Origin of the sequence: Streptomyces sp. NPDC059668 (genome assembly GCF_042734135.1) — a bacterium.
Taxonomy (GTDB): Bacteria; Actinomycetota; Actinomycetes; order Streptomycetales; family Streptomycetaceae; genus Streptomyces.
In genome coordinates this window covers 46,651-59,930 of record NZ_JBHWEL010000038.1, presented here as the reverse complement: position 1 = coordinate 59,930, position 13,280 = coordinate 46,651, and the positions used below count along the sequence as shown (strand labels likewise).

Genomic DNA, 13,280 nt, shown 5'->3' with positions numbered 1-13,280 from the left:
CCTCGGGCGCCCCCGCCCTCCCCCCCCCCCCCCCCCCCCCCCCCCCCCCCCCGCCCCTACCCCCGCTCCCCTGCCCGGGCGTGTCGGGCCCTTCCGCCCCGGTACCGCGCGGCGCGGCCGGGGCGGGGGAGTGACCGATGCCTCCCAAGGTCGACGCCTTCCGCACCAGCGACGTCCTGAAGGGCCGTCAGGCGATGCCCGGGGGCAGCTTCCTCCACCATCTCCCCGGCAACACCTGGCCGCTGCTCGTCAGCACCTGGGGCCTGGACACCCGCGTCTACGAACGCGACGAGGAGCTGCCGCTCGGGCCGGGCGACGGCAGCGTGTACATCCTCCTGGGCGGCTGCGTCCTCCAGGAACGCTTCCCCTTCGGGCCCGGGGCCGCCTCCATCAGGATCACGAGGTTCCGCGGCGCCGGTGAACTCCTGGGCGAGGCCAAGCTGATCGCCCCCGAGGCGACGGTCACGACCGTCTGCCTGACGACGACCTGGGTCATGCCCTGTCCCGTACAGCGCATGAACCTCCTGCTGCGCCGTCAGCCGGAGACCCAACTGGCCCTGCTGCGCAGTCTGGAGGACCGCAACCGCAGCGACGAGCTGGTCTACTGCACCCCGACCCGCTCCCCCGTGCAGCGGGTCGGGGGCCTGCTGCTGCACCTGGCCGCGATCGCCGGCAGGACGAACTCCGCCGACCCCGGCCACGTCACCATCCTGGGACCGACCCAGCGCGACATCGCCGAAGCGCTCCTGATGGGCGTCTCCACCGTGGAGAACGCGGTCCGCACCCTGCGCGACGGCCACGGTGCGATCACCACCAGGTACCGGCAGTTCGCGGTGACGGACCTCCAGGCCCTGCGCGACATCGCCATGCCCGCGTAGCGCCTGCCGCGAGAACCCCGCCCGCCTCGCGACGCCCGGCACGCCCGCTCACCGCACCGGGCGCCCCGGGACCCGCTTCCCGGGCGGAAGGCGGGACTTCGGCGACATCGCCCGGCCGCCGTCCCGTCCCCACCACCCCACCCCCGCGGCCACGACGGCCGGCCCCGCACGAACGAACTCCCGCGCCGTGCGGGCCCTGTGCGGGCCCACACGCGCTCCCACGAACGGAATCGGACCACGATGACCCTCAGCCCGACCACCCTGGCGGCCGGCACCGGCGCCGGCTCACCGGTGGTGGCCGCCCTGTCCGGCGCGGCCATGGCCACCCTCGCCGTCCTCGGGCTCCGCCACGGCCGGCAGGTGTTCGCCTGGACGACGAAGGCCCGCGCCACCGACGACGACGCCAAGGACCTCGACGACGCCGACCACTACCTCAAGGAGACCCTGGAGAAGCTCTGCGAGCTCGCCCGGAAGCCCTGCCGGGCCGCGGACCTCGCCCCGCTGCGGAGACTGCGCCACCTCATCGGGGCCTGTGCCGGTCAGCTGGAGGTGATCCGCGCCGAACTGGACGACGTCGCCGAGCACTTGGAGGACTACCTCGCCACGGACCTGCCCCCGCTCACCGGCGCGGCACGGGTGCCGCAGTCGGAGCTGGACGCCCATCTGGAGCGCGCGATGCGGCAGGAGCACGCCCGTGGGGAGGTGGAGCGTGCCGTGAGCAGGGCGCAGCAGCGCATCCGGGTCCTGCGCAAGGCCTGACCGCCGCGCGAGAAACCCGGACGCCCTTGGCCGGGAACGGGAACGGGGACGGACCCGTGCCCGGCCGGGGTGGGGACCCGCCCGTGGGGACAGCCCTCAGGGCCAGGGGTTCAGCCCCTCGGCCCTGCGCTGGGCGTGGCCCGGGGTCGGGTCCAGGTACACCCGGCTCACCGCCGGGAACGCCTCCCGCAGTCGCTGTTCGGCCTGCTCGCAGGCCCATTCGATCTGGGCGGCGGTCGACACGTCGCGGAAGTCGACCTTGGCCGCGACGAGCGCCTCGCGCGGTCCCTGGACCAGGGTCGTCAGCTCCAGTACGGCCTCCACGTGCTCCACGGCGAGCAGTTCGGCGCGGATCCCGTCCCGGACGGCCTTCGGCAGCGGGCGTCCGATGAGCAGCTCCGCGTTGGAACGGCCGAGGACCCAGGCGACGTACAGCAGCAGGAGGCCGATGCAGAGGGACGCCACGGCGTCCCAGACGCCGGAGCCGGTGAGCTGCCCGCCGAGCAGACCGCCCGCGGCGAGCACGAGACCGATCAGCGCGGCCGAGTCCTCCAGGACCACGGCCTTCACGGCGGTGTCCGGGGTGTGGCGGAGGTAGCGCTTGAACGGCGCCCCGATCCGCGCCGCCTCACCGCGCGCCTGCCGTACGCCGGTGCGCAGGGAGTAGCCCTCCAGCAGGAAGGCGACCGCGAGCACGATGTAGGAGACGAGGGGGTCGCCCAGTTCCTCGCCCGCGACGAGGGTGTGCACCCCGTCGTAGACCGAGAACACCGCGCCGCCGACGAAGGTCGCGACCGCCGCGAGCATCGCCCAGATGTAGCGTTCGGGCCCGTATCCGAGGGGGTGTTCCTCGTCGGCCGGTTTCTCGCTGCGCTTGAGCGCGGTGAGCAGCAGCACCTCGGTGACCGTGTCGGCCACCGAGTGCGCGGCCTCGGACAGCATCGCGCTCGATCCGCTGATGACGCCCGCGACCGCCTTGGCCACCGCGATCCCGAGATTGGCGAGGGCGGCGACGATCACCGTGACCGTGCTCTCGCCCGCGCCGCCGTCGTCCTGTGCAGCTTCTGTCATGCCCCAGTCCTACCCGGAGATCAGGACGACTCGCGGGGGATCCGGACCACGCCCTCCTGGATCACCGAGATGGCCAGCCGGCCGTCCTGGGTGTAGATGCGGGCCTGGCCGAGACCGCGGCCCCCGGACGCCGAGGGGGACTCCTGGTCGTAGAGCAGCCATTCGTCGGCGCGGAAGGGCCGGTGGAACCACATCGCGTGGTCCAGCGAGGCCCCGACGACATCGCCGGTCACCCACCCGCCGCGCCCGTGCGCGAGCAGGATGGAGTCGAGGAGCGTCATGTCGGAGACGTACGTGGCGAGGACGACGTGCAGCAGCGGTTCGTCGACGGCGCCGTCGAGTTTGCCGTTGGTGCGGAACCACACCTGGGAGTGCGGTTCACGGGGCTCGCCCACGGTGCCGTAGGGCGGCGGGTCCACATAGCGCAGGTCGACGGACTCGCGCGCCTCCAGGAGGCGCTCCACGACGACGGGGTCGCCCAGGACGTCGGCGTACCGCGGCAGCAGCTCGGCGGCCGTGGGCAGCGTCTCGGGGTCGGGCGCGGGCGGCATCGGGGCCTGGTGCTCCATGCCCTCCTCGTGCGCCTGGAAGGACGCGGAGAGGTGGAAGATCGGCTGCCCGTGCTGGACGGCGACCACCCGGCGGGTGGTGAAGGAGCGGCCGTCGCGGATGCGGTCCACCGAGTACACGATGGGCGCGCCGGGGTCCCCCGCACGCAGGAAGTAGGCGTGCAGGGAGTGGGCGAACCGGTCGTCGGGGACCGTGCGGCCCGCCGCGACCAGCGCCTGTGCGGCGACCTGCCCGCCGAAGACCCGGGGGACGACGGCGGAGCGGGACTGGCCGCGGAAGATGTCCTGCTCGATCCGCTCCAGGTCGAGCAGATCGAGCAGGGACTGCAGTGCCTGACTCATGGTGTCAGTTGTACCGCGCAGTTGTTTCCGGTGTTCCTTCGCGGGCCTACAGGCCCATGTCCTTGGCGATGATCGACTTCATGATCTCGCTGGTGCCGCCGTAGATACGGTTGACGCGGTTGTCCGCGTACAGGCGGGCTATCGGGTACTCATTCATGAAGCCGTAGCCGCCGTGCAGCTGGAGGCAGCGGTCGATGACGCGGTGCGCGACCTCGGTGCAGAACAGCTTGGCGCTGGCGGCCTCGGCCGGCGTCAGCTCGCCCTTGTCGAGGGCCTCCAGGGCGCGGTCGGCTACGGCCTCGGCCGCGTCCACCTCGGCCTGGCAGGCGGCCAGCTCGAACTTCGTGTTCTGGAAGGACGCGACGGGCTTGCCGAAGACGGTGCGCTCCTGGACGTACTCCTTGGCGAACCGGACGGCCGCCTTGGCCTGGGCGTACGCGCCGAACGCGATGCCCCAGCGCTCGGAGGCGAGGTTGTGGCCGAGGTAGTAGAAGCCCTTGTTCTCCTCGCCGAGGAGGTCCTCGACGGGCACCTTGACGTCGACGAACGCGAGCTCGGCGGTGTCGGAGGTCTTCAGGCCGAGCTTGTCGAGCTTGCGGCCGATGGAGTAGCCCTCGGACTTGGTGTCGACGGCGAAGAGGGAGATGCCGAAGCGGCGGTCCTCGGCGGTGGGCGCGGAGGTCCGGGCGCAGACGATCACGCGGTCGGCGTGGACGCCGCCGGTGATGAAGGTCTTGGAGCCGTTGAGGACGTAGTGCGTGCCGTCCTCGGAGAGCTTGGCGGTGGTCTTCATGCCCGCGAGGTCGGAGCCGGTGCCCGGCTCGGTCATCGCGAGGGCCCACATCTCCTCGCCGGTGACGAACTTCGGCAGGAACCGCTTCTTCTGCTCGTCGGTGGCGAGCATCTTGATGTACGGCAGGCCGAGCAGCACGTGCACGCCGGAGCCGCCGAACTGGACGCCCGCGCGGGAGGTCTCCTCGTACATCACGGCCTCGAACTTGTACGAGTCGATGCCGGCGCCGCCGAACTCCTCGTCGACACGGATGCCGAAGATGCCGAGCTCGGCGAGCTTGTGGTAGAAGTCGCGCGGCGCCTGGCCCGCGGCGAACCACTCGTCGTAGACGGGAACGACCTCGGCCTCGATGAAGGCCCGCAGGGTCTCCCGGAACGCCTCGTGGTCCTCGTTGAACACCGTACGGCGCACCGTCGGCCCCTCTCTGCGCCTGAACCGGCGCCGCTCTCGCGGATGTGGCTGCTCGCCGTCGGGGTGGCTCAATGAATGACCGCGACCCTTGGCTAAGCGCTTGCTCAGCACTCAGGTTACCCGTCGGTCACGACGACCGTCCAGAGCCATCGGCCGCCCTCCCCCATGACGCTCGTCACGCCCGCTCCAGCCCGGCCGGGCGGGCGGGAACGCGCCGCGGGGCGCCCGCCCGGGTCGGCCCGCGACCGGAAGATCCGAGCACGGGTCGCGGGCCGCTCATCACGGGTCACGGATCGCGGATCACGGATCGCGGATCGCGGATCGCGGGAAACAGATCACGGGGCGCGGATCGCTCATCGGGGATCAACGCGCCCATGGACCCCACCACTTGGGCGGCAGCGGGTCGGCCGGTGCCGAAGTCGGCTGATCGGGATGGAGGCCGAGTCGGCGCAGGGTGTCGGCGCGCACGCACACGGCGACGGTGCCGTGCCAGTGGCCGTCCGACCGGACCCCGCACATGAGGTCGATCCTGACATCGCGCGCGGCGAAGGGGTCCCAGTCGATGCCCCGGTCACGCAGTCAATCCGCCACCAGCCGCCCCGGCCGCGGGCAGCCGGGGACGTTCTCGAAGCAGAAGAGGGTCACCCAGTCGGAAGCGGGGCCGTCCATGGCCGTGTGTCCGTTCATGACCGCCATCATGACGCGGGGGACAGAGCCGCCGCTCGCAATTGATCCGCGTCAGAGAACGGCGTCCCCGGCCGCCGCGAAGGCGCCCCGCGCCATCCGGTGCAGCAGGGCCGCCGTCACCCCGCGCCCCGGCAACGCGCCCGGCCGTCCCAGGTGGGGCGTGGAGTTCAGCAGCCCGAAGACCGAGTGCACCGCCGAGCGGGTGGTGGGTTCGGTGAGGGCCGGATACACCTCGCGCACGACCTCCACCCACAGCTCGACGTACTGCCGCTGGAGCTGCCGCACCAGCTTGCGGTCACTGTCCCGCAGGCGGTCCAGTTCACGGTCGTGCAGGGTGATCAGGGGCCGGTCGTCGAGAGCGAAGTCGATGTGCCCCTCGATGAGCGAGTCGAGCAGCGCCTCCGGGCCGCCGCCGGCCTCCGCGACCCGCCGCTTCCCCCCGGTGAGCAACTGTCCGCTGATCCCCACCAGCAGCTCGGCGAGCATCGCGTCCTTGCCCGGGAAGTGCCGGTACAGACCGGGTCCGCTGATCCCGACGGCCGCCCCTATCTCGTCCACGCCGACGCCGTGGAATCCGCGCTCGGCGAAGAGCCGGGCGGCCTCCTTGAGGATCTGCTCGCGTCGGGTGGGGGCGTCGGTTCTCGTGGCCATGGAAGCAATTCTAGACAGGGAGGTTAGCGGTCGTTAACCTGGACGACATGCGTTAACGCTCATTAACTGGTGGACCACTGGGCGAGGGGACCGCAGGACATGCAAGAAGCACCGGAGCTGACGAGCGCGGCCGATCCCGCGTCGGAGGCCTGGCGGGCCAACGAGGCGGCTCATCACGCCCTCGGGGAGGAGCTGCGCGCCAAGCTCGCCGAGGCGCGGCTCGGCGGCGGCGAGCGGGCCCGGCAGCGCCACACCGCGCGCGGCAAGCTGCTGCCGCGCGAGCGGGTGGACCAGCTCCTGGACCCGGGATCACCGTTCCTGGAGCTGGCCCCCCTGGCGGCGCACGGGATGTACGAGGGCCAGGCGCCCGCGGCCGGCGTGATCGCCGGCATCGGCCGGGTCAGCGGCCGCGAGTGCGTGATCGTCGCCAACGACGCCACGGTCAAGGGCGGCACGTATTACCCGATGACCGTGAAGAAGCACCTGCGGGCCCAGGAGGTGGCGCTGGAGAACCGCCTCCCCTGCGTCTATCTCGTCGACTCCGGCGGAGCCTTCCTGCCCATGCAGGACGAGGTGTTCCCCGACCGCGAGCACTTCGGGCGGATCTTCTACAACCAGGCGCGGATGTCGGGAGCGGGAATCCCGCAGATCGCCGCCGTCCTCGGCTCGTGCACGGCCGGCGGCGCGTACGTCCCGGCGATGAGCGACGAGGCCGTGATCGTGCGCAATCAGGGCACGATCTTCCTGGGCGGCCCGCCCCTGGTGAAGGCCGCCACCGGTGAGGTCGTCACGGCCGAGGAGCTGGGCGGCGGCGAGGTCCACGCACGCGTGTCGGGCGTCACGGACCACCTCGCGGAGGACGACGCGCACGCGCTGCGGATCGTCCGGAACATCGCGGCCACCCTCCCCGCGCGCGGGGCGCTGCCCTGGGAGGTCGCACCCGCCACGGAGCCCAAGGTGGACCCGTACGGCATCTACGGCGCCGTGCCGGTCGACTCCCGCACCCCCTACGACGTGCGCGAGGTCATCGCGCGCGTGGTCGACGGTTCGCGGTTCGCCGAGTTCAAGGCGGAGTTCGGGCAGACGCTGGTCACCGGTTTCGCCCGCATCCAGGGGCACCCGGTCGGCATCGTCGCCAACAACGGCATCCTGTTCTCGGAGTCCGCCCAGAAGGGCGCCCACTTCATCGAGCTGTGCGACCAGCGCGGCATCCCGCTGGTGTTCCTGCAGAACATCTCCGGCTTCATGGTCGGGCGCCAGTACGAGGCGGGGGGCATCGCCAAGCACGGCGCCAAGATGGTGACCGCGGTGGCCTGCACCCGCGTGCCGAAGCTGACCGTCGTGATCGGCGGCTCGTACGGCGCGGGCAACTACTCGATGTGCGGCCGGGCGTACTCGCCGCGCTTCCTGTGGATGTGGCCCGGCGCCAAGATCTCCGTGATGGGCGGCGAGCAGGCCGCGTCCGTCCTCGCGACCGTCAAGCGCGACCAGCTGGAGGCGCGCGGGGAGTCGTGGCCCGCCGAGGACGAGGACGCCTTCAAGGCTCCGATCCGCGCCCAGTACGAACAGCAGGGCAGCGCCTACTACGCGACGGCCCGCCTCTGGGACGACGGCGTGATCGACCCGCTGGAGACCCGGCAGGTGCTGGGCCTCGCCCTGACCGCGTGCGCCAACGCGCCCCTGGGGGACCCCCAGTTCGGCGTCTTCCGGATGTGAGGGACCTCTGACCATGTTCGACACCGTTCTTGTGGCCAACCGCGGCGAGATCGCCGTCCGGGTCATCCGCACCCTGCGGTCCCTGGGCGTCCGCTCGGTCGCCGTCTTCTCCGACGCGGACGCCGACGCCCGGCACGTGCGCGAGGCGGACACGGCGGTTCGGATCGGCCCGGCGCCGGCCGCCGAGAGCTATCTGTCGGTCCCCGCCCTGCTGGAGGCGGCGGCGCGGACCGGGGCCCGAGCCGTGCACCCGGGGTACGGCTTCCTCGCGGAGAACGCCGCGTTCGCGCGCGCCTGCGCCGAGGCCGGCCTCGTCTTCATCGGTCCGCCCGCCGACGCGATCGCGCTCATGGGCGACAAGATCCGCGCCAAGGAGACGGTGCGGGCGGCGGGCGTCCCGGTCGTCCCCGGCTCGTCCGGCACCGGTCTCACCGACGCCCTGCTGGCCGAGGCGGCACGCGAGATCGGCATGCCGGTCCTCCTGAAGCCCAGCGCGGGCGGCGGCGGCAAGGGCATGCGGCTGGTGCGGGACGCCGCGGCCCTGGCCGACGAGATCGCCGCCGCCCGGCGCGAGGCCCGCGCCTCCTTCGGCGACGACACCCTCCTCGTGGAGCGCTGGGTCGACCGCCCCCGTCACATCGAGATCCAGGTCCTGGCGGACGGCCACGGCAACGTGGTGCACCTGGGCGAGCGCGAGTGCTCCCTCCAGCGCCGCCACCAGAAGATCATCGAGGAGGCGCCCAGCGTGTTCCTCGACGCCGGGACCCGGGCCTCCATGGGCGAGGCGGCGGTCCAGGCGGCCCGCTCCTGCGGGTACCAGGGCGCGGGCACCGTGGAGTTCATCGTCCCCGGCTCCGACCCGTCCTCGTACTACTTCATGGAGATGAACACCCGCCTCCAGGTGGAGCACCCGGTCACCGAACTGGTCACGGGACTCGACCTCGTGGAGTGGCAGCTGCGGGTGGCCGCGGGCGAACCGCTGCCCTACGAGCAGAAGGACATCACCCTCACCGGACACGCCGTCGAGGCGCGCGTCTGCGCGGAGGACCCCTCCCGCGGCTTCCTCCCGTCCGGCGGCACGGTGCTCTCCCTGCGCGAGCCGCAGGGAGACGGGGTGCGCACCGACTCAGGGCTGAGCGAGGGCACGGAGGTCGGCAGCCTGTACGACCCGATGCTGTCCAAGGTCATCGCGTACGGCCCGGACCGCGCGACCGCGCTGCGCAAGCTGCGCGCCGCCCTCGCGGAGACGGTCACGCTCGGCGTCCAGACCAACGCGGGGTTCCTGCGCCGGCTGCTGGCCCATCCGGCGGTCGTGGCGGGCGAGCTGGACACCGGGCTGGTGGAGCGCGAGGCGGACGGACTGGTCCCCGGTGACGTACCGGAAGAGGTGTACGAGGCGGCGGCGGCCGTACGGCTCGACGCGCTGAGGCCCCGAGGCGAGGGCTGGAGCGACCCCTTCTCGGTGCCGAGCGGCTGGCGGCTGGGCGGCACTCCCGCGCCCGTGGGCTTCCACCTGCGGGTGCACGACCCCGTGGACCACGTCCCGCGCGGCACCCACACGGTCACCGCCGACCAGGTCTCCGTGACCCTCGACGGCGTGCGCCACACCTTCCACCGGGCCGGCGACTGGCTCGGCCGCGACGGCGACGCCTGGCACGTGCGCGACCACGACCCGGTGGCCGCGTCCCTGACCGGTGCGGCGCACGCCGGCGCCGACTCGCTGACCGCGCCCATGCCCGGCACGGTGACCGTCGTCAAGGTCGCCGTCGGGGACGAGGTGACCGCGGGCCAGAGCCTGCTGGTGGTCGAGGCGATGAAGATGGAACACGTCATCTCCGCCCCGCACGCGGGAACCGTCAGCGAACTGGACGTCACCCCGGGCACGACGGTCGCCATGGACCAGATCCTGGCCGTGATCACCCCGTACGAGGAGACGACATGAGCACCCCGGAACTCGGCCTCCCGATGGTCGTACCGGCCCAGGGCCTGCCCGCGCGGGTGCGGATCCACGAGGTCGGCGCGCGCGACGGGCTGCAGAACGAGAAGGCGACCGTACCGACCGAGGTCAAGGCCGAGTTCATCCGGCGCCTCGCCGACGCCGGCCTGACCACCATCGAGGCCACCAGCTTCGTCCACCCCAAGTGGGTGCCCCAACTGGCCGACTCCGAGCAGTTGTTCCCCTTGGTGAGCGACCTCGGCGGCGACGGCGACGGGCCGGGGGTGCGCCTGCCGGTCCTGGTACCGAACGAACGCGGTCTCGACCGCGCCCTCGCCCTCGGCGCCCGCCATGTCGCCGTCTTCGCCAGTGCGACGGAGTCCTTCGCGAAGGCCAACCTCAACCGGACCGTGGACGAGTCGCTGGCCATGTTCGAGCCGGTGGTGTCCCGGGCCAAGGCGGAGAGGGCGCACGTCCGCGGCTATGTCTCGATGTGCTTCGGCGATCCCTGGGAGGGCGCTGTCCCCGTCCACCAGGTCGTGCGCGTGTGCAGGGCCCTGCTGGACATGGGCTGCGACGAGCTCAGCCTGGGCGACACGATCGGCGTGGCGACGCCGGGCCACGTCCAGAACCTGCTGGCCGAGCTCAACGAGGAGGGCGTCCCCACCAGCGTGCTCGGTGTCCACTTCCACGACACCTACGGCCAGGCGCTCGCCAACACCCTGGCGAGCCTGCAGCACGGGGTGACGACCGTCGACGCGTCCGCGGGCGGCCTCGGCGGCTGTCCGTACGCGAAGTCCGCGACCGGCAACCTCGCCACCGAAGATCTCGTATGGATGCTCCAGGGCCTCGGTGTCGACACCGGGGTCGACCTCGGCCGCCTCACCGCCACCAGCGTGTGGATGGCCGGACAACTGGGCCGACCCAGCCCGTCCCGCACCGTCAAAGCCCTCTCCCACCAGGAGTGAATCCCATGTCCCTGGACCACCGCCTCTCCCCCGAACTCGAGGAACTGCGCCGTACGGTCGAGGAGTTCGCGCACGACGTCGTGGCCCCGAAGATCGGCGACTTCTACGAGCGGCACGAGTTCCCGTACGAGATCGTGCGGGAGATGGGCCGCATGGGCCTGTTCGGCCTGCCCTTCCCCGAGGAGTACGGCGGCATGGGCGGCGACTACCTCGCCCTCGGCATCGCCCTGGAGGAACTCGCGCGCGTGGACTCCTCGGTGGCCATCACCCTGGAGGCCGGCGTCTCGCTCGGCGCGATGCCCATCCACCTCTTCGGCACCGACGCGCAGAAGGCCGAGTGGCTCCCCCGCCTGTGCTCCGGCGAGATCCTGGGCGCCTTCGGCCTGACCGAGCCGGACGGCGGCTCGGACGCGGGCGCGACCCGGACGACGGCCCGGCTCGACCCGGACACGGACGAGTGGGTGATCAACGGCAGCAAGTGCTTCATCACCAACTCGGGCACGGACATCACGGGCCTGGTGACGGTCACGGCGGTCACCGGCCGCAAGCCCGACGGCAAGCCGCTGATCTCCGCGATCATCGTCCCCTCCGGCACCCCCGGCTTCACGGTCGCCGCGCCCTACTCGAAGGTCGGCTGGAACGCCTCGGACACCCGTGAGCTGTCCTTCGCCGACGTCCGCGTCCCGGCCGCGAACCTGCTGGGCGAGGAGGGCCGCGGGTACGCGCAGTTCCTGCGCATCCTGGACGAGGGCCGCGTCGCCATCTCGGCCCTGGCGACGGGACTGGCCCAGGGCTGCGTGGACGAGTCCGTGAAGTACGCCAAGGAGCGGCACGCGTTCGGCCGGAACATCGGCGCCTACCAGGCCATCCAGTTCAAGATCGCGGACATGGAGACGAAGGCCCACATGGCCCGCGTCGGCTGGCGCGACGCCGCCTCCCGGCTGGTCGCGGGTGAGCCCTTCAAGAAGGAGGCGGCGATCGCCAAGCTCTACTCCTCCACGATCGCCGTCGACAACGCCCGCGACGCCACCCAGATCCACGGCGGCTACGGCTTCATGAACGAGTACCCGGTGGCCCGCATGTGGCGCGACTCCAAGATCCTGGAGATCGGCGAGGGCACGAGCGAGGTGCAGCGGATGCTGATCGCACGGGAGTTGGGGCTGCGGGGGTGCGCGACCACCCCACTCCCCCGCCCCCCTCACCCCCCCCCCCACCTGGACGCGTCCTGGTCGGGGGGCTGTTCCGTGCCACCGGACACCGTCCTCACGACCACACCCGACGCGCGTGCTTCCCGGGCCGCCGTACAGACCTGGCGGGCAGCACCGGCGCGTGGGCGGCACCCCGACCCTGGAACATGAACTGAGGTTAGGCTAACCTACCTTTGAACTTGTCCGGCGGGCGCTCCGCCCCGTGCCGAAAGCAGCCACTCTCATGTCCAACGCCCGTGCCACCCACCTCTCCCGCCGCGGCATCCTCGCCGCCGGCGGCGCCCTCGGCCTCGGTGCCGTCCTCGCCGCCTGTGGCGACGACGACGCGAAAAGCGGTGGCTCGGACTCGACGAAGGCGGCCGCCCGGTCCAAGTCCGGCCCCTGGACGTTCAAGGACGACCGCGGCACCACCGTGAAGCTCGACAAGTCGCCGGCGAACATCGTGGCCTTCACCGGTGTCGCCGCGGCGCTCCACGACTACGGCATCGAGGTCAAGGGCGTCTTCGGCCCGACCACGACCAAGGACGGCAAGGCCGATGTCCAGGCCGGCGACATGGACGTCACCAAGCTGACCGTGCTCGGCAACGAGTGGGGCCAGTTCAACATCGAGAAGTACGCGGCCCTCGCGCCCGACGTGCTGATCTCCACGATGTTCGACGCCGCGGGCACCCTCTGGTACGTCCCCGAGGAGTCCAAGGACAAGATCCTCAAGCTCGCGCCGAGCGTCGGCGTCTCCGTCTACGACCGCCAGATGCCGCAGTCCCTGGAGCGCATGTACGCGCTGGCCGAGTCGCTCGGCGCGGACGTGAAGTCCGCCCGGATCGCCGAGGCGAAGAAGAAGTTCGAGACGGCCGCCGAGCGCCTGCGCAAGGCCGCCAAGGCCCGCCCGGAGATCAAGGTCCTGGCCGGTTCCGCGAGCCAGGACATCTTCTACGTCTCCGGCTCGAACCTCTCCATCGACCTGGAGTACTTCAAGGCGCTCGGCGTGAACATCGTCGAGCCCTCCGCCAAGGCCCTCAAGGCCAGCGGCGGCTGGTTCGAGAACCTGAGCTGGGAGAACGTCGACAAGTACCCGGCCGACGTCATCATCATGGACGACCGCAGCTCGACCATCCAGCCGGCCGACATCACCGAGGCCACCTGGAAGAAGCTGCCCGCCGTCAAGGCCGGCCAGGTCATCGCCCGCTCCCCCGAGCCGATCATCTCGTACGACAAGTGCACCCCCCTGCTCGACAACCTCGCCGAGGCCATCGAGAAGGCCAAGAAGGTCGCCTGACACCCCACCGCGACT

The 13,280-nt window shown here is 71.8% G+C and carries 10 protein-coding genes and 1 pseudogene; 7 read left to right on the top strand and 4 right to left on the bottom strand.

Features of this window, described 5'->3' with window-relative positions; translation table 11 throughout:
- Positions 1-137: 137 nt before the first annotated feature.
- Together ACFV2J_RS25245 and ACFV2J_RS25240 are read left to right on the top strand one after the other, a co-directional pair.
- On the top strand, positions 138-878 hold the full coding sequence (locus ACFV2J_RS25245) for a Crp/Fnr family transcriptional regulator (protein WP_385083901.1): 741 nt from the start codon (positions 138-140) through the stop codon (positions 876-878).
- A 240-nt stretch (positions 879-1,118) separates the two neighbouring features.
- A complete protein-coding gene (locus ACFV2J_RS25240) occupies positions 1,119-1,637 on the top strand; it encodes a hypothetical protein (protein WP_385083902.1) in 519 nt (172 codons plus the stop codon).
- 96 nt (positions 1,638-1,733) lie between these two features.
- Here ACFV2J_RS25240 and ACFV2J_RS25235 read toward each other — a convergent pair whose 3' ends face one another.
- From ACFV2J_RS25235 to ACFV2J_RS25220, 4 genes are all read right to left on the bottom strand, one after another.
- Positions 1,734-2,708, bottom strand: a complete 975-nt coding sequence (locus ACFV2J_RS25235) for a cation diffusion facilitator family transporter (RefSeq protein ID WP_385083903.1) — start codon at positions 2,706-2,708, stop codon at positions 1,734-1,736.
- A gap of 20 nt (positions 2,709-2,728) precedes the next feature.
- Complete coding sequence (gene tesB, locus ACFV2J_RS25230; RefSeq protein WP_385083904.1) at positions 2,729-3,619, bottom strand: acyl-CoA thioesterase II; 891 nt, start codon at positions 3,617-3,619, stop codon at positions 2,729-2,731.
- 46 nt (positions 3,620-3,665) lie between these two features.
- A complete protein-coding gene (locus tag ACFV2J_RS25225; protein WP_385083905.1) occupies positions 3,666-4,823 on the bottom strand; it encodes an acyl-CoA dehydrogenase family protein in 1,158 nt (385 codons plus the stop codon).
- A 738-nt stretch (positions 4,824-5,561) separates the two neighbouring features.
- Entirely contained in the window at positions 5,562-6,161 is a 600-nt protein-coding gene (locus ACFV2J_RS25220) for a TetR/AcrR family transcriptional regulator (protein ID WP_168528247.1), read from the bottom strand.
- Positions 6,162-6,260: 99 nt separating this feature from the next.
- Here ACFV2J_RS25220 and ACFV2J_RS25215 point away from each other — a divergent pair, with 99 nt between their 5' ends.
- The 5 genes and pseudogenes from ACFV2J_RS25215 to ACFV2J_RS25195 all read left to right on the top strand — a co-directional run bounded on the left by ACFV2J_RS25215 (position 6,261) and on the right by ACFV2J_RS25195 (position 13,265).
- On the top strand, positions 6,261-7,877 hold the full coding sequence (locus ACFV2J_RS25215) for a carboxyl transferase domain-containing protein (RefSeq protein ID WP_385440701.1): 1,617 nt from the start codon (positions 6,261-6,263) through the stop codon (positions 7,875-7,877).
- Between the two features lie 13 nt (positions 7,878-7,890).
- A complete protein-coding gene (locus ACFV2J_RS25210; RefSeq protein ID WP_385083907.1) occupies positions 7,891-9,819 on the top strand; it encodes an acetyl-CoA carboxylase biotin carboxylase subunit in 1,929 nt (642 codons plus the stop codon).
- Positions 9,816-10,781 carry a hydroxymethylglutaryl-CoA lyase gene (locus tag ACFV2J_RS25205; protein ID WP_385083908.1) on the top strand — a complete coding sequence of 322 codons (966 nt, stop codon included), beginning with the start codon at positions 9,816-9,818 and terminating at the stop codon, positions 10,779-10,781. Before ACFV2J_RS25210 ends, ACFV2J_RS25205 begins: the two co-directional genes overlap by 4 nt.
- An 11-nt stretch (positions 10,782-10,792) precedes the next feature.
- Positions 10,793-11,950, top strand: a pseudogene (locus ACFV2J_RS25200) (acyl-CoA dehydrogenase family protein); the annotation flags it as partial.
- 262 nt (positions 11,951-12,212) lie between these two features.
- Positions 12,213-13,265: an ABC transporter substrate-binding protein gene (locus ACFV2J_RS25195; protein WP_385083909.1), complete on the top strand. Its 1,053-nt coding sequence runs from the start codon at positions 12,213-12,215 to the stop codon at positions 13,263-13,265.
- Positions 13,266-13,280: the final 15 nt, after the last annotated feature.